The sequence below is a fragment of the Candidatus Pantoea deserta genome (assembly GCF_003813865.1).
Taxonomy (GTDB): domain Bacteria; phylum Pseudomonadota; class Gammaproteobacteria; order Enterobacterales; family Enterobacteriaceae; genus Pantoea; species Pantoea deserta.
Window position 1 is genome coordinate 12288 of sequence record NZ_RMVG01000013.1, and the last position, 17098, is coordinate 29385.

The following is a 17098-nucleotide window of genomic DNA, read 5'->3' on the forward strand; positions in this document are numbered from 1 at the left end:
GCCAGATTAGGACTAAAGTTGTTCGAGTGGTCAATGCGTTACGCGCGGCCGCCTTTCGGACAAGGAGAAAAACCGATGAAGAAAACTGTCGTTACCGCGCCTGTCGGGCGTCAGGGAGTCGCGCCAGTGGTGCTGACTCTGCTGCTGAGTTTACCTGCCCTGGCGGCGCATGCGGATGATAATACCCGTATGCTCAGCAACCAGCCGCAGCCGCCGGATGTGCGCCTCGGACCGCTATTTAACGCGGTGCAGCAGGCAAAATTTTATCCCGACCAGAAGACCTTCGCCGACGCCGTGCCTAAATACGATCCGGCGTCCATTCTGGCGGACTGGCAGATGCAGAAAAACCAGCGAAACTTCGACCTGAAGCGTTTCGTCGCCAGCAATTTCACCCTGCCGGCGGCCGGGGAAAAATATGTGCCGCCCGCCGGTCAGAGCCTGCGCGCGCATATTGACGGCCTGTGGCCGGTGCTGACGCGCACGGCCAACAGCGCCGGACGCTATGATTCGCTGCTGCCGCTGCCGAAACCCTATGTGGTGCCCGGCGGCCGTTTCCGCGAGGTCTACTACTGGGACAGCTATTTCACCATGCTCGGTCTGGCCGAGAGCGGCCACTGGGATCGCGTGCAGGATATGGTGGATAACTTTGCCTGGGAGCTGGATACCTACGGCCATATTCCCAACGGCAACCGCAGCTACTATCTCAGCCGCTCCCAGCCGCCGTTCTTTAGCCTGATGGTCGATCTGCTGGCTACGCATCAGGGCGACGCCGCCTATACCAGGTACCTGCCTCAGCTGCAAAAAGAGTATGACTACTGGATGGCGGACAGCGACACGGTCCCTGCTGGCCAGGCGACAAAGCGCGTGATCAAGCTGGCGGACGGCACCCTGCTCAACCGCTACTGGGACGCGCGCGACGTGCCGCGCACCGAATCCTGGATGGATGATGTCAATACGGCGAAGAAAGCGCCGCAGCGTGATAAAAACGAGCTGTACCGCGAACTGCGCGCCGGTGCGGCCTCTGGCTGGGATTTCAGTTCACGCTGGTTCAGCGACGCGCACAATCTGGCGTCGATTCGCACCACCCAGCTGGCCCCGGTCGATCTCAACAGCCTGCTGTTCCATCTGGAGCAGACGCTCGCCAACGCGTACCGCCTCGACAAACAGCAGGATAAGGCGAAGCAGTTCGCCGACCTGGCGGAGAAGCGTCAGGCCGCAGTCAATCGCTATCTGTGGGATGAGAAACAGGGCTGGTACGCCGACTACGACATCAAAACGCATCAGGCCAGTCCGCATCTGACGGCGGCGGCGCTGTTCCCGCTCTATATGCAGCTCGCCAGCGACAAACAGGCCGATCGCACCGCGGCCGCAGTGGAAAAGCAGCTGCTAAAAGCCGGCGGCCTGCTGACCACCACGGTGAACAACGGTCAGCAGTGGGACGCGCCTAACGGCTGGGCGCCGCTACAGTGGGTGGCGGTAGAAGGCCTGGATCGCTACAACAAGCCTCAGCTGGCGCAGCAGGTTGGCCTGCGTTTCCTGCAAAACGTGCAGACCACCTATGATAAAGAGCACAAGCTGGTAGAGAAGTATGTGGTCGACGGGCCGAATCTCGGCGGCGGCGGCGGTGGCGAATACCCGCTTCAGGACGGCTTCGGCTGGACCAACGGCGTAACACTGATGCTGCTCGATAAGTACTGCCCGAAAGATAAAACCTGTAACAGCGTGCAGGATATTCCTCAGGCTACAGCAGCCGCTAAATAACGCTTTACCTCAACGGGGCGGCGCGCGTCGCCCTTTTTTATCTCTTTTTAACCTCCTGCCCTCTAACAAACCTTGAAACACTTTTCACATATTGATAATAATTCTCACTCTGATAGTGAGAACCTTTATCATACTCGTGCCGCCAGCAAGGGCGCACTGAACAAGGACAGGATATGACATTGCCGTTTACCCCTCATCGCTGCGCGCTGCTGTGCGCGCTGGCGATCGCTCAGCCCGCTGCCAGCCTGGCGGCCGAGACGCTGGTGGTCACCGCCGCGCCGCAGGAAGATGCTGAAAGCCCCACGCAGGGCTATGTGGCGACCACCAGCGCGGGCGCCACCAAAAGCGACCGTCCGCTGGTCACCACCCCGCAGTCGGTCTCAGTGATTACCCGCCAGCAGATGGATGATCAGGGGGCTATCGATCTCAATCAGGTGCTGAACTATACGCCTGGCGTTTTCACCAACTTCGGCGGCGCGGCGACGCGTTACGACACCGTGTCGCTGCGTGGCTTCCACGGCGGCGATGTGGATAACACCTTTCTCGACGGCCTGCGCCTGATGAGCGACGGCGGCAGCTACAACATTTTACAGGTCGATCCCTGGTTTCTGGAGCGCGTTGACGTGATCAAAGGTCCCTCTTCCGCCCTCTATGGCCAGACGGTGCCGGGCGGACTGGTGAACCAGACCACGCGTCGCCCGCAGTTTAGCGAGGCGGGACACTTCCGGCTGTCGGCGGGCAATCACGCCACCAGCGGCGCAGCCTTCGACTATACCAACGCGATTAACACCGAGTGGGCGTTTCGCCTGACCGGCATGACGCGCAACAGCGACACGCAGTACGACCATACGCGCGAAGAGAAGTATGCCCTGATGCCGCAGCTGATGTGGCAGCCGAGCGAAGATACCCAGCTGCTGCTGCGCGCCTATCTGCAAAAAGATCCGTCGGGCGGCTATCACGGCTCGGTGCCGGGTGACGGCGCGCTCTACGCCCATAATGGCGCAAAGCTCAGTACCGGCTTTTACGACGGCGATCCGTCGCTGGATCAGTTTAAGCGCCGCGAACAAATCTACAGCTATGATTTTCGCCACCGTTTCAATGACGTCTGGTCTTTTGCCTCAACCGGCAGCTATAGCCATTCCACTACCGATCTCGATCAGGTCTATCAGATCGGCTGGCAGGCCGCCGACAGTGCTGTGCTGAACCGCTACTACTCTGGCGAACGCTCTTCTCTTTCGGCCTGGGCGACGGATAACCGCATCACGGCGGAGTTTGCCACCGGTGAGCTGGAACACCGGCTGTCGCTGGGCGCGGAGTATCACCGCTATAAAAACGCGTTAACCGACGCGGGCGGCGAGGCCAGCGCGCTCAACGCCGCGACGGGCGAAGCGCTCGGCCCAATGCCGGACTATAGCTGGACGCAGGAGACGCGCCGCTACTATCAGACCGGCGTCTATGTGCAGGATGAGATGGTGTGGGATCGCTGGCATCTGGATCTCTCTGGCCGTTACGATCGCATTGTCGCCGACAACAGCGGCACGGCGCGCCGTCAGGATGACCACGTCAGCGGGCGCGCGGCGCTGCTCTACGCCTTCGATAACGGCGTTTCGCCCTATGTGAGCTATAGCCAGGCCATTACCCCTACCGCGCTTACTGGCGCAGACGGTAATCTGCTTCAGCCAACCACCGCAGAGCAGTATGAGACGGGCATCAAATATCAGCCGGTCGGCACGCGCGATCTCTATACCCTGGCGCTTTACGATCTGACGCAGAAGAATGTCGCCACGCGCAATATTATTGACGCGACCTATTCGCCTACGGGCAAAGTGCATTCACAGGGGATTGAGCTGGAGGCGCGTAACCAGCTGACACCAAGACTGAGCACGGTGGCGGGCTATACCCTCAACCATCTGCGCTATAAGGAGACAGTCGACGGCAACGACGGACATACGCCTTACGTCACGCCCAACAGTTTCGCTTCACTGTGGGGACACTATCAGTTTGATGGCGGCATCAGCGCTGGCGCAGGCGTACGCTATATCGGCAAACAGTGGGCGGATAATGAAAACACGCGCCGCGTACCCTCGGTGACGCTGTTCGACGCCTCGGTGCGCGCCGATCTGGGCGTCTGGCAACCCAGTCTGCGCGGCGCATGGCTTCAGGTCAGCGCCAATAACCTGACCGACCGTCACTATGTCGCGGCCTGCTATGGCACCGGATATTGTTACTGGGGGGCGGAACGCTCATTGCTGGTAACGGCGGGCTATGATTTTTAAGCTATAACGTAAAACGGGACGACAGTGTCGTCCCGTTGAGGTTCTTGCGCTGAGTGTATCAGCTACGCACTTTGCGGTAGATAAACAGCACGACAATAGCGCCAATAACTGCGACGACAAAGCTGCCGAAGTTGAAGCCGTCTACCCGACCAAAGCCAAACAGCGTACTGATCCAGCCGCCGACCACCGCACCTACGATACCCAGAATGACGGTTACGATAAAACCGCCGCCATCCCGACCCGGCATGATCCATTTAGCGAGAATACCGGCGATTAAACCAAAGATGATCCATGAGAGAATGCCCATCAACTACTCCTTCCTTTTGCGTTTAGGTTGTGACCGCCTGATTAATCAGGAGAATTACAGGAATAAGTATAGACAGGAAATTTTACAATGGTGGTTAAACGAGGACAAAAATTGGCGTTAAGGCGTAAAGCTTCCACGTAAACCGCCGATAACGGTGAGAGAATAAAGGATCGACGAACAGCAAATTTGCCCTTTTTGGAGCCAGGAAGTGAAAGAAGCCGACAACGAACAGTATCTCAAACGCGGCACGCTGGCCGTATTAGGCGTGATGAAGGATCTGCTGCGTTATCAGACGCCCCTGATGGTGTCGTTTTCGCGCGGCCAGTTTATCAGCCGCCTGCTGGACGCCGATGAAGCGCGTATTGTTTTCGATCTCGGCAGCAACAACCTCGACAACGACGCTATTCTCTCCTGCGATGATGCCAGCATCTCTGCGGAAACCCATGGCGCTAAGGTTGAATTCAGTCTCGACGCGCTGGAGAGAACCACCTTCGACGGCCTGCCGGCCTTTAGCGCGCCGCTGCCCGCCCTGCTGTGGCAAATTCAGCGCCGCGAATTTTTCCGCATCTGTGCGCCGCTGGAGCCGACCTTTTACTGTCACAGCGAATGGCCCAACGGCAAGAAAGTGCGTTTTCGCCTTCAGGATCTGTCACTGGGCGGCGTCGGCGTGCTGGTGGACGAGCCGCTGCCTGAGGGACTGAACAGCGGCGATAAATTTGAAAAACTGCGCGTCGAGCTGGGCGAGTATGGCCAGTTTGAGGTCAGCGGGCAGCTGTTGCATATCGGCGAACGCAGCGTGATCAGCAGCAAAAACGAAACGCGCGTGACGCCGCGTCTCAGCTTCCGCTTTACCCGGATGCAGCCGGTGCAGGAGCGCCAGCTTCAGCAGGTCATTTTCGCGCTTGAGCGTCTGGCGCGCGATAAAGCCAGTCGTTTTCAGTAACTCTTCAGTGATATGCGCGGCCTTCTCGCGCATCCAGGCTATGCTTCTCCTTGCTCTCTTTTTTAAACCGGCTCCCAGCAAGGAGAATCTCCCCAATGGAAAACTGGCTTTCGTCTGGCTATTTTCAACGTCTTTTTCTTCATGAAACCTTCTGGATCAATAGCGCTATCGTGATAGCAGGCACGCTGGCGATCTACTGGCTGCTGCGCAGCGCCATCCGTTTTATCTCCAGCCGCATCGCGCGCTACAGCGAACAGCGGCACGTGCGCTTTACCGCCATCCTGGTGGAAATACTGCGCAGCACCAGCCAGCTGCTGCTGCTGATTTTTTCGCTGCTGCTCGCCCTGCGCTTTGTCGATGTTCCCGCCAGCTGGCGCGCCTTTATTTCCCACGGCTGGTTCCTGGCGCTGGCGGTGCAGCTGGCGATGTGGATTGACTGCGGCATCCGGCTCTGGCTGCATAGTCTGCTGCGCGATCCGCTGCACGTTCGCAATCCCGTCACCACCGTGATCCTCGGCATTCTGCTGCGCGTGGTGGTGTGGGTCATGATGCTGCTCGCCATCCTGTCGAACATGGGCATCAACATTACCGCGCTGGTCGCCAGTCTCGGCGTGGGCGGTATCGCCATTGCTCTGGCGATTCAGACGGTGCTGAGCGACGTCTTCGCCTCGCTGGCCATTGGCTTTGATAAGCCTTTCGAGCACGGCGATTTTATCGTGTTTGGCGATATTGCCGGCTCTATCGAGCATATTGGTCTGAAAACCACGCGCCTGCGCAGTCTGAGCGGCGAGCAGATTGTCTGTTCGAATACCATTCTGCTACAGCAGACCATCCATAACTACAAGCGCATGCAGCAGCGCCGCATCGTGTTTCGTTTTGGTCTGAGCTACGGCACGCCTTCTGCCCAGGTGCGCGAAGTGAGCCAGCAGGTAAAAACCATTATCGAAGGCATTGAGATGACCCGCTTCGACCGCGCGCATTTCTTCGCTTTTGAAGACTCAAAGCTGACCTTTGAGGTAGTCTATTTCGTCCTCGACGCCGACTACAACAAATATATGGATATTCAGCAGGAGATTAACCTGCAGCTGATGGCGGCGCTGGAGCAGCGCGATATTCGTTTCGCCTTCCCGATTCGTCAGGTGGAGTTTAGCGGCGGCCGGATTCCGCCAGTAGAGATGCTGCGAGCGGAGAACGATGAAGAAGAGGCGCGCCGCGCCTAGTCTGGCAGGCTGCGGCGCGTTGCGTTTCGCGCGGGGTCAGGGACGTTTCGCCTGATGGCAAAGAGAGCATGCGGACTCCCTGTGCCTTGTCGCGGGCCGTCTCTGGCTGGCGACGCTTTGCCGTGCGGGCGCCTGGGCTTTTACGACGCTTTGTTCTGCTGATGTCTTATCGCGCCAGCATTCAGGCCGGCTGAAACCGGCAGCGTGCCACCGCTTCGATCCAGCCCTGATAATTCTCCCGCATGGCCTGCGCCCGCTCGGCGCGCGGCTCCACGCGCGTGCCGCCCTGTAATGCCTGCATCTCGCTGCCCTGCCGCCACCAGCCGAGCACTTTGCCCGCGAGCAGCGCCGCGCCCAGCGCCGACACCTCTGCCGTGGGCGCGCGCAGCAGCGGCCGCTGCAACACGTCCGCCTGTAGTTGCATCAGCCAGTCGTTGGCGGTGGCGCTGCCGTCAACGCAGAGCGCCGACAGCCGCTGGCCGCTGGCCTGCTCCATAGCAAAAAACACGTCGGCGATCTGATAGACGATCGACTCCAGCGCCACGCGCGCCAGCACGGCAGGCGTGGCGGCATCGGTCAGCCCACACACCATGCCGCGCGCTTTGAGATCCCACCACGGCGCGCCCAGGCCTGACAGCGCCGGGACAAAATAGATGCCCTGATGATGTTCAGTGGTCTGCGCCAGCGCGGTCAGCTCGCGCGGATCGCTGATGCCGAGCATCTTGCCCAGCCAGGCCGCGCCAGAGCCGGTATGGGTAATATTGCCTTCAAAAGCGAAGCGCAGTTCGCCGTCGTGCCAGGCCACCGTGGTGCTGAGTCCGTTGTCGGTCAGCAGCGGCGTCGCCATGGACATCATCAGCGAGGAGCCGGTGCCGTAGGTCGCCTTTACCACCTCTTCGTCGCCGCGCCGCTGCGCCTGAAGCGCCGCATGCGAATCGCCGATGCGCGCCAGGATCGGCGTGCCCGGCAGCAGGCCGGGAATATCGTCGATCGCCACCGCGCCCTGCTCGCTGGCCGAGGGCGCAATAACGGGCAGCGCAGCGCGCGGCAGCTGAAACAGCCGCAGCAGCTCGTCGTCCCAGCTGTTGCTGTGCAGGCTGTAGAGCTGAGTGCGCGCTGCGTTGGCGTGATCGGTCACGAACACCTCGCCCGCGCTGAGCTGCCAGCTCAGCCAGCTGTCCACCGTGCCGATGCACAGTTCGCCGGCGGCCGCGCGCGCCGCGCCGTCCGGGATCCCGGCCAGCATGCCGGTGAGTTTGGCCGCCGGGAACATCGGATCGACCGCCAGACCGGTCAGGCCGGTAATGCGCGTGGCGTTGCCTGCGGCGCGCAGATCGCGACAAAAGGCTTCAGAACGGCGATCCTGCCAGCTGACCAGCGGCGTCAGAGGTTTGCCGTCGCGCCGCTGCCAGATCAGCACCGACTCGCGCTGGTTGCTGATGGCCACCGCCGCGACGCGCGCGCCATCGCACTGCGTCAGGCAGTCCGTCACCGCCTGTTTTACCGCCTGCCAGATCGCCAGGGGGTCCTGCTCCGCCAGCCCCGGCTGCGGATGCGACAGCGTCAGCGGCTGGCTGCCGCGCGCGACGACGCTGCCCTGACGATTGACGGCTATCGCTTTGGCATTAGTCGTGCCTTCGTCGATCGCCAGAATAAGGGCGTCTTCCATTATCAGGCTCCCGTGCAGATGCGTACTGCGCTGTTAACCACGCTCGCGGCGTCAATACCGTGACGGGCGCGGGTAGAGGCGCGATCGCCCGCGATAGCGTACTGCCCATCCGGAATGCCCAGCCGCAGCAGCGGAATGCCGCAGCCGCCCTCGGCCAGCACCTCTGCCACCAGGCTGCCGACGCCGCCGTTGACGTTGTGCTCTTCTACCGTGATGACCGCTGGATAGTGATGTAACAGGTTGCGCAGCTGTTGGGTATCGCAAGGTCTGATGGATGGAACGCCGATCACACCGGCTGAGATCCCTTTTTCAGCCAGTTGCTCCGCCGCGTGAACGATCTCATGCACCGTCGATCCCATCGCCACCAGCGCAATATCTTTTCCTTCGCGCAGCTGGTCGATTTTGCCCGGTTCGAAGCGGTAGTTTTCGTCGTGCAGCTGCGGCAGATCTTTGCCATCAAGACGGATATAGACCGGGCCGACGTGCTCAAGGGCGTAGTCAATAATCTGACGGCACTCCAGCGGACAGGAGGGGGCATAAATTTCGATATTGCCGAAGCCGCGCATTACCGCGATGTCGTCAATGCTGTGGTGGGTGCTGGCAAGCGGGCCGTAGCTGGCACCGGCGTTGAGACCAAACAGCTTGACGTTGGTATTGTTGTAGCAGACGTCAACTTTGACCTGCTCGTTGGCGCGCGAAATCAGGAACGGCGCAGCGTTACAGGTGACGGCGATCTTACCGCCCAGCGCCAGACCGGCGGCGGTGCCGACCAGCGTTTGCTCGGCGATGCCCACATTAACCAGCCGATCGGGAAACGCCTTAATAAAGGGAGAGATTTTGGCGGTTGAGGTGGAGTCCGCCACCACCGGCACCAGATCGACGCCGCGATTTACCGCGTCGATAAACGCGTCCACCATGACGTTAGCTAAGTGTTGCGCATTACTCATCTTTCAGTTCCTCCAGGGCCAGTTCAATCTCTTCGCCTTTCGGCACGCGGTGGTGCCACTCCGCCTTACTCTGAATAAAGGAGATGCCATACCCTTTCTCGGTATGGGCTACGATCACCTGCGGCTTACCGTTCTGCGGCAGGCTCTCGATGGTATTCACGATCTGCGCCATGTCGTTGCCGTTGCACTCGGTGACCTCAAGGCCAAAGGCGCGCCATTTCTCCGGCAGCGGATCGGTGTTCATGATGTCGCGTGTCGCGCCCGCCAGTTGCAGTTTGTTCTTGTCGTTAATGATGATCAGGTTATCAAGACCATAATGAGCCGCGACCAGCGCCGCCTCCCAGTTGCTGCCCTCCGCCAGCTCGCCGTCGCCGGTCACCACGAAAATGCGTCGCTTGCTGCCATCTTTTTTCGCCGCCAGCGCCAGTCCTACCGCCACCGGCAGGCCGTGGCCGAGCGCGCCGGTATTCAGCTCGACGCCCGGCGTTTTCTGCCGCACCGGATGGCCTGGCAGATGCGAATCTGAGTGCTGATAGGTCGCCAGCCAGTCGGCAGGAAAATAGCCCGCTTCGGCCAGCACGCAGTAATATCCGCCCACCGCATGGCCCTTCGACTGGATATAGATGTCGCGCTGCGGGTCGTCGATGCGATCCGGCGCGCAGTTCAGAATGCGAAAGTAAAGCGCGGTGACAATGTCCGCCTGCGACAGATCGGCTCCGGTATGGCCGCCCGCCGGGCTGCCCGCGTTTAGCTGAATAATGCGGCGGCGCACGGCGCGCGCCTTACGCTGTAATTCGTCGACCGGAAGTTTGAAAGGATTCATACAACACCTCTGAATTTAAAATCATGATCGAATATATATTCATACTGAGTAAAAAAAGGGGTGCAGCAAAGGTGGATGCCTGCACCTCAACCGATTAAGTCTTTGACGGCTCGCCCTCCTCGATCAGCGCCTTCTGCGCCACCACCGCCGCTTTCTGCTGCATGCGGTTCTGCATCTGGTCAATGATGACGGCGATAATAATGACGATGCCCTTGATCACCATCTGCCAGAATTCACTGACGCCCATCATAATCAGGCCGTCGGCGAGAAAGCCGATAACAAATGCGCCCACCAGCGTGCCGAGAATGGTGCCGCGGCCGCCTGCCAGCGACGTTCCCCCCAGTACCACCGCCGCGATGGCGTTCATTTCAAAGGAGGTGCCGTTCGCCGGATGGCTGGCCACCAGCTGCGACGACACCACGATGCCCGCAATCGCCGCGCAGAAGCCGGAAAGGGTATAAACCCAAATCTTCACCTGTTTGACCTTCACCCCGGACAGCTCGGCGGCGCGTTCGTTGTCGCCAATGGCGTAGACCTGACGGCCAAACGGCAGGCGGCGCGCGACATAGGCGATCGCGATGGCCAGCACGATCATCATCCAGATAGCGTATGGCAGGCCAAGCAGCGACCCGGCGCCGATGCGGTCAAAACCGGTATTGCCGAGCAGCGGATTGCCCTGAAGTCCGGGGAAGGTCTCGCCGCCGGAGGTCAGCATCGCCGCGCCGCGCAGGATATACATGGTGCCGAGCGTGCAGATAAAGGGGGCGACGTTGTAGCGCGTGATAATCCAGCCGTTGGCCGCGCCGATAATCCCGCCCACCAGCAATACCAGCGGCACAATCACCCAGACGCTGGGAAAGATGGCGATGCCGAACATCGGCAAAACGATCCCTTTGGTGATCAGCCAGCCGGCAATCATGCCGCACAGCCCCAGGGTTGCGCCGATAGAGAGGTCGATACCGGCGGTAATGATCACAAAGGTGATGCCCAGCGCCAGAAAGGCGTTAATCGCGATGTGTTTCACCATAATCACCAGACTGCCCGGCGCGAGAAAGTCCGGCACGGTAAGCGCGAAAAAGCCTACGATTAAAAACAGCGCGATAAAGGTGCGCAGCTTCAGCAGCAGCAGAATAATGCTCTCGCGCGAGTTGAACGCCTTCGCCGGTCTTCCCGCCATCGTCATAGCGTTGTTGCCTTTCATGCTCAGAACCCCTGTGCGCTTGCTTTGACCAGCGCTGACTCTTCCGCGTCACCGCGCATCATGTCAGCCGTAAGTTTGCCGCCCGACATCACCAGAATGCGGTCGGCTACCGCCATGATCTCTTTTAAATCTGAGGTGGAGAACAGCACCGCAATGCCCTGCTCCGACAGCCGCACCATCATGCGGAACACCTCGGCCTTCGCGCCGACGTCAATGCCGCGGCTCGGCTCGTCCAGCAGCAGCAGGCGCGGACTGGTCAGCAGCGAGCGGCCAATCACCACTTTCTGCTGATTGCCGCCGCTCAGCGCGCTGATGGCGACCTCCGGCGAGGAGATTTTGATCGCCAGATTGCCCACGGTTTGCGTAACCGCCTCCTGCTCCTGCTGCTGCGCGATGGCGAAACGTCCCGACAGGCGGCGCCACAGGCTGGCGATGGTGAGGTTGCTGGACACCGAAGACGCCGGGAAAATCCCGGCGCGCTTGCGATCCTCCGGCACCAGGCTCATGCCCATACGGATGCGCTCGGCGGGCGGCAACCGCGTCGGCACCGGTTTGCTGTCGAGCCAGACCTTGCCGAGATAGCTGCGCTCGCTGCCGAGCAGGCATTCAAACAGCTCGGTGCGCCCCGCGCCCATCAGCCCGTAGATGCCGACAATCTCACCGGCGCGCACGTTAAAGGTAACGTCGTCAACCAGCGTATTGCCGTTGGGACTGACGCAGGTGAGATGCTCCACTTCCAGCACCGCCGCGCCAAAGGCGCGTCCGTCGGGCAGGAAGTTGCTCATCGGCTCGCTGCCGAGCATTTCCCGCACGATCCAGGGCACGTCGATGTCGCTGACCCTGGCCTCCGCCTGAAAGCGGCCGTCGCGCAGAATGGTAATCATGTCGCCAATCGCCATCAGTTCTTCGAGGCGATGGGAGATGTAGATAATAGAGACCCCCTGACGCGTCAGTTCACGGATGACGCGGAACAGCACTTCTACCTCGGTTTTACTCAGCGCCGAGGTGGGTTCGTCGAGGATCAATATATCGGCGTCTTCCGCCAGCGCCCTGGCAATCTCCACCAGCTGCTGTTGACCCACCTTGAGATTGCCGACCAGCTCTTTCGGCGAGATGGGCTGATCGAGGCGCGCCATCAGCGCGGCGGCGCGCCGCTCCTGTTCGGCTTCATTAATGGGCATAATGCCGCGTTGCAGCTCGCGGCCGAGAAAGATGTTTTCCGCCACCGACAGGTTTTCAAACAGGTTTAGCTCCTGATGCACCATGCCGATGCCCAGCTTCGCGGCGGCGCGCGTGCTGTTCAACACCACTTTTTCGCCGTTAAGAAACAGCTCGCCGCTGGTCGGCTGCTGTACGCCTGCGAGGATTTTCATCAGGGTCGATTTGCCTGCGCCGTTTTCGCCGATGATCACGTTGACCTTGCCGCGCCAGACGCGGTAGTCGACGCTGTCCAGCGCCAGCGTGCCGGGAAACAGCATAGAGACACCGTGCGCGCTCAGGATGATGTCGTCGCTCATGGCGTCGCCCCCTGCTTCAGCTCGACCGCCATCACGTCGTTAACCACGCCATGACCCATCTCTACCGCCAGCAGCGCCTGCGCCGGTTTGCCTACCCAGCTCGCGTCAACGGCGGGCAGCTGCTGCACCGCATGGCGGTTCAGCGCGCGGGTCAGCTGCGCGTACTGCACCTGATTGGTAAACTCTTCAAAGCGGACCCCCGCCGCATCGCGCAGCGCGTTGCTGCGGATCACCGGCCCCAGGTTCACTTTTACCGGCTTGCCGTTCAGGGTCAGCGTCAGAGAGCGCTCGCGCTGATTGCTGTCGTCCAGCGCCGCAACCGTGCCGCTGGCGCGCACAAAGACGCTTTCGCTGCCGCCTGCCCTGACCGTGCTGCTTTTGGTTTCCATATCCGCCCAGCTCATCGCGTGCTGGTGCGCGGTGTCGAGCACCCGGCTTTGCCAGCTCGATTCGGCAATCTGCTGCGGCGTCTGATTGCTGTAGCTCGGTTTCGCATGGGGATCTTTCGGCATGATCGGATTGCCGCTGGCGTCCAGATCCACCACGGTACAGCCGCCTGTTGTCAACGTCAGGATGACGATCAGCACAGCGCTTATCCGACTCATGCCGCCTCCGCTTACTTCGCCAGGTTGAAGTTTTTCAGCTTCGCCGCGTTGCTGTCGTCAATCAGCACGCAGTCCATCAGCTGTTTCTCTTCTTTCTGCGCTTTGCCGTTTTTCAGGTAGTAGTCCGCCTGCTCCACGGCCATCTGCGCCTGCGCCCAGCCCGGCTGTAGCACCGTCGCTTTGATATTGCCTTTATTGATAATGGAATCGCGGGTGTAGTCGCTGCCGTCGAAGCCCACCACGATGACGTTGGTTTTGCCCGCCGCCTTGAGCGCGGCCTCTGCGCCCAGCGCCATGGTGTCGTTACCCGAAATCACGCCGACAATATTCGGGTTGCGCTGCAAAATGGTTTCCATACGGCTGAACGCTTCGGTCTGGCTCCAGTTCGCGCTCTGCTGCGCCACCATCTTCATATCGGGGTAGTCATCCAGCACGTCGTGGTAGCCCTGCGAACGCACCCCTGCGTTGGTGTCTGACTCTTTGCCCAGCAGTTCGACGTAAGTGCCTTTACCGTTGAGCAATTTGGCGAATTTCTCTGCGCCAAGCTGCGCGCCCTGATAGTTGTTCGATACGATCTGCGCCACGGCGACGCCGGTCTTATTGATTTCGCGGTCGATAAGGAAGGTGGGAATACCGGCGTCTTTCGCTTTCTGCACCGGGCCGACAGTGGCGTCCGCCCCGGCGTTGTCGAGGATTATCGCCTTCGCTTTACGCGCAATGGCGGTTTCGATCAGCTGGTTCTGTTTGTTAACGTCATCGTCGTGGGAAGCCACCAGCGTGGTGTAGCCGAGCGCTTTGGCTTTTTCCTGCGCGCCGTCGGCTTCCGCTTTAAAAAACGGGTTATCGTGCGAAGGGGTAATAATCGCCAGCAGGCCTTTATCGGCGGCGAGCGTCGCGGCTGAGAGCGTCATCAGTGAAGCCAGTAGGGTAATTTTGACGAGAGGTAGGTTCATCAGTTATTCTCCGCTTGAATAAATATTCAATTGCGATTTTATATTCATTATGACTATGCACCTGCTCCGGCCGGGCGCGCAACCCGGATTGTTTAAAAAGCGAAAAGGATCACAAAATGTCCTGCGTTGTGATTTGCGGCATCCTGGTTAACAATACCAGGCCGATACAGAGAGGAAGGATGAATGGCGAAACAGGATGAGCAACGGCTGATGGTGAAGATTGCTACGCTTTACTACAGCGAAGGGATGAAACAGTCAGAGATCGCACAGCTGCTGAAATTGTCGCAGTCGTTTGTCTCGCGCATTCTTAACCGCAGCGTGAAAGAAGGCGTGGTGAAGATCAGCGTCGTTCCCCCCGCCAATGTCTTCCCGGCGCTGGAGAAGGCGATCGAACAGACCTACGGGCTGCCGCAGGCGATTGTGGTAGACGTGGCGGAATCCGCCTCATCGCAGCAGATTAAACAGGCCATTGGCTCGGCGGCGGCGCACTATCTGGAAACCCGCCTGCGCGCCGACGAGCTGATCGGCATCTCCTCCTGGAGCGGCACCATTCGCGCGATGGTGGATGCGCTGCATCCGCTAAACGTGCCCTGTAAAGGGGTGATCCAGCTGCTGGGCGGCGTGGGGGCCAATGGCAACGTGCAGGCCACCATTCTGACGCAGAACCTGGCGGCCCTGCTTAACTGCTCCTGCTGGCTGCTGCCGTCGCAGTCGATTGAGCACTCGGTGCAGGATCGTCAGCGATTAGCCGCCAACCCCGACGTGGCGGAGGTGCTGGAGAAGTTTGAACAGGTGGATCTGGCGATTGTCGGCATTGGCGACCTGGAGCCATCGGCGCTACTGCGCAACTCCGGCAACTATTACGATGAAGAGATGCTGCGCACGCTGGCCCAGCGCGGCGCGGTCGGCGACATCTGCCTGCACTACTTCGACGCGCAGGGCCAGCCGGTGCTGCGTCCGGAAGAAGATCCGGTGATCGGTATGGAACTGAGCCAGGTGCGGCAGTGCCCGCAGGTCGTGGCGCTGGCGGGCGGCAAAGAGAAAGCGCACGCCATTCGCGGCGCACTGCGCGGCGGCTACGTCAACGTGTTGATTGTGGATTACCCCACCGCGCGTCTGCTGGTGGAGTAAGGGTTAAATGGTGCGGTACGCCGTGGTGACTTTCCACAGATAACGCGGGGCCTGCGCGGCCGGATGTTTGTTCTGGACGTGCTGGTAAAATTCGTCCGGCGACATGGCGTTAATCATGGCGATCGCCCGATCGCGGTCGCGGGAGAAGGTGCGCAGCAGCGCGCCCGCGCCATTGGCGTAAGAGACGATGGTGGCGTAGCGCAGCGTCAGCGGATCGCGGATGCCTGACAGCGCCGACTCTTGCAGGATTTTGAGATAGGCGGTGCCAATATCGATATTTTTCGCCGGATCGCGCAGCTCGGCCGTCGAGGGCTGGCCGCGACGTCCCTGCGCGCGATAAACCTCCCGGCCCGCCGTCGAGGCTTTAATCTGCATCAGGCCGACCGCGTTAGAGCGGCTGACCACGCCAGGATTGCCGCCCGATTCGACAGTAATAATGGCGCTGATCAGCTTCTCATCAACGCCATAATGACTGGCGGCATCTTCGGTGAACATCGCCCAGGCCGCATTGATATTTGACGGCGGCGCCTGGGTTAACGGCGTGTTTCGCTGTTTAACAATCTGTTTTGGCGGTTCGCTGGCGCAGCCTGCCAGCAGCAGTGCAGAGAGGGCAAGGTATCGAAATTTCACCAATTATTCATCCTGATGCAATAGGGTCGCAGGCTATCATACCTGGCGCGCGCGGCAGCAAAATTACCGTTTATCCTAATTGCGCAAAAAAGCGCGCGGCGCAGTGACTTCCGTCGCGCTTTTCGTCATCATCGGCCAGATAATCGCCCGCTAACCGCAGGAATAGCTTTATGATTTCGCGTTCTTTTCATCTTGTTTCGCCCTCCGGATATTGCCATAACCAGCCCGCTGCCTGGCGCGGCGTTGAGCGGCTGCGCGCCGCAGGCCATCAGGTTAATAATCTGGAGACGATTACCCGCCGCTTTCAGCGCTTCGCCGGGACGGATGCGGAACGGCTGGCCGAGCTGAATCAGCTGGCGCAGCTGGAATCCCTGCCCGACATCGTGCTGGCGGTACGCGGCGGCTACGGCGCCAGCCGACTGCTGGCGCAGATTGACTATGTGGCGCTACAGCGTCGTCTGCTTAACCAGCCGCTGGCCCTGTGCGGCCACAGCGACTTTACCGCCGTTCAGCTTGCGCTGCTGGCGCAGACCGGCCTGATCACGTTTAGCGCGCCGATGCTGGCGGGAAATTTCGGCGCAGAGACGCTCTCTGACTTTACCCAACGGCATTTCTGGCAGGCGCTGACTTCGCCCACCGTCCATGTGGACTGGCGCAGCGAAACGCCAGACAGCGGCAGCTGGCAGGGTACGCTGTGGGGCGGCAACCTGGCGATGATCTGCTCGCTGATCGGCACCCCCTGGCTGCCGCAGTTTGAGGACGGCATTCTGGTGATCGAGGACGTGAATGAGCATCCGTTCCGCATTGAGCGCATGCTGATTCAGCTACAGCAGAGCGGCATTCTGGCGCGGCAGCGCGCTATAATTACCGGTAGCTTTACCAGTACCGCGCTGAGCGACTATGACAATGGGTTTGATTTCTCCAGCGTCTGGCGCTACCTGCGCGAAACAACGGGCCTGCCGGTCATCACCGATCTGGCTTTTGGCCACGACGCGGATACCGTCACGCTGCCGCTCGGCGCGCGCGCGCAGCTGCGCGTGGCGAATCATCAGGCCGAGCTACAGGCCACTGGCCATCCCATTTTGCCTGGGCAATAAGCCGCTGTCAGGGAGATC

Annotated in this window: 15 protein-coding genes; 6 read left to right on the forward strand and 9 right to left on the reverse strand. The window is 60.3% G+C overall.

The window, feature by feature from the left end:
- Positions 1-75: 75 nt before the first annotated feature.
- Both treA and BBB56_RS15705 read left to right on the forward strand, forming a co-directional pair.
- Positions 76-1761, forward strand: coding sequence for an alpha,alpha-trehalase TreA (gene treA, locus BBB56_RS15700; RefSeq protein ID WP_123801877.1), 1686 nt, complete (start codon positions 76-78; stop codon positions 1759-1761).
- 173 nt (positions 1762-1934) lie between these two features.
- Positions 1935-4037, forward strand: a complete 2103-nt coding sequence (locus tag BBB56_RS15705) for a TonB-dependent siderophore receptor (RefSeq protein ID WP_123801878.1) — start codon at positions 1935-1937, stop codon at positions 4035-4037.
- Positions 4038-4095: 58 nt separating this feature from the next.
- Here the strand turns inward: BBB56_RS15705 and BBB56_RS15710 are convergent, their stop codons facing one another.
- The gene (locus tag BBB56_RS15710) at positions 4096-4344 is read right to left on the reverse strand and encodes a GlsB/YeaQ/YmgE family stress response membrane protein (protein WP_123801879.1); all 249 of its coding nucleotides are present in this window, start codon (positions 4342-4344) and stop codon (positions 4096-4098) included.
- Between the two features lie 208 nt (positions 4345-4552).
- Between BBB56_RS15710 and BBB56_RS15715 the strand changes: the two genes are divergently transcribed.
- Positions 4553-5287 (forward strand): flagellar brake protein, encoded by a 735-nt coding sequence (locus BBB56_RS15715; RefSeq protein ID WP_123801880.1) that lies wholly within the window; start codon positions 4553-4555, stop codon positions 5285-5287.
- A gap of 95 nt (positions 5288-5382) precedes the next feature.
- Positions 5383-6507 (forward strand): mechanosensitive ion channel family protein, encoded by a 1125-nt coding sequence (locus BBB56_RS15720; RefSeq protein ID WP_123801881.1) that lies wholly within the window; start codon positions 5383-5385, stop codon positions 6505-6507.
- A 181-nt stretch (positions 6508-6688) separates the two neighbouring features.
- Here the strand turns inward: BBB56_RS15720 and BBB56_RS15725 are convergent, their stop codons facing one another.
- The 7 genes from BBB56_RS15725 to BBB56_RS15755 all read right to left on the reverse strand — a co-directional run bounded on the left by BBB56_RS15725 (position 6689) and on the right by BBB56_RS15755 (position 14222).
- The gene (locus BBB56_RS15725; RefSeq protein WP_123801882.1) at positions 6689-8176 is read right to left on the reverse strand and encodes an FGGY family carbohydrate kinase; all 1488 of its coding nucleotides are present in this window, start codon (positions 8174-8176) and stop codon (positions 6689-6691) included.
- A 2-nt stretch (positions 8177-8178) separates the two neighbouring features.
- Positions 8179-9123, reverse strand: a complete 945-nt coding sequence (locus BBB56_RS15730) for a transketolase family protein (protein WP_123801883.1) — start codon at positions 9121-9123, stop codon at positions 8179-8181.
- Positions 9116-9946, reverse strand: coding sequence for a transketolase (locus BBB56_RS15735; protein WP_123801884.1), 831 nt, complete (start codon positions 9944-9946; stop codon positions 9116-9118). Before BBB56_RS15735 ends, BBB56_RS15730 begins: the two co-directional genes overlap by 8 nt.
- 94 nt (positions 9947-10040) lie before the next feature.
- The gene (locus BBB56_RS15740) at positions 10041-11147 is read right to left on the reverse strand and encodes an ABC transporter permease (protein WP_123801885.1); all 1107 of its coding nucleotides are present in this window, start codon (positions 11145-11147) and stop codon (positions 10041-10043) included.
- A 2-nt stretch (positions 11148-11149) separates the two neighbouring features.
- Positions 11150-12664, reverse strand: a complete 1515-nt coding sequence (locus BBB56_RS15745) for a sugar ABC transporter ATP-binding protein (protein ID WP_123801886.1) — start codon at positions 12662-12664, stop codon at positions 11150-11152.
- Positions 12661-13269, reverse strand: coding sequence for a DUF2291 family protein (locus BBB56_RS15750; protein WP_123801887.1), 609 nt, complete (start codon positions 13267-13269; stop codon positions 12661-12663). Before BBB56_RS15750 ends, BBB56_RS15745 begins: the two co-directional genes overlap by 4 nt.
- An 11-nt stretch (positions 13270-13280) precedes the next feature.
- On the reverse strand, positions 13281-14222 hold the full coding sequence (locus BBB56_RS15755; RefSeq protein ID WP_123801888.1) for a D-ribose ABC transporter substrate-binding protein: 942 nt from the start codon (positions 14220-14222) through the stop codon (positions 13281-13283).
- Positions 14223-14405: 183 nt separating this feature from the next.
- Here BBB56_RS15755 and BBB56_RS15760 point away from each other — a divergent pair, with 183 nt between their 5' ends.
- Positions 14406-15353: a sugar-binding transcriptional regulator gene (locus BBB56_RS15760; protein WP_123801889.1), complete on the forward strand. Its 948-nt coding sequence runs from the start codon at positions 14406-14408 to the stop codon at positions 15351-15353.
- Positions 15354-15356: 3 nt separating this feature from the next.
- Here BBB56_RS15760 and emtA read toward each other — a convergent pair whose 3' ends face one another.
- A complete protein-coding gene (gene emtA, locus BBB56_RS15765; protein ID WP_123801890.1) occupies positions 15357-15986 on the reverse strand; it encodes a membrane-bound lytic murein transglycosylase EmtA in 630 nt (209 codons plus the stop codon).
- A 167-nt stretch (positions 15987-16153) separates the two neighbouring features.
- Here emtA and ldcA point away from each other — a divergent pair, with 167 nt between their 5' ends.
- Positions 16154-17080, forward strand: a complete 927-nt coding sequence (gene ldcA, locus BBB56_RS15770) for a muramoyltetrapeptide carboxypeptidase (protein WP_123801891.1) — start codon at positions 16154-16156, stop codon at positions 17078-17080.
- The last annotated feature ends 18 nt before the right edge of the window (positions 17081-17098 follow it).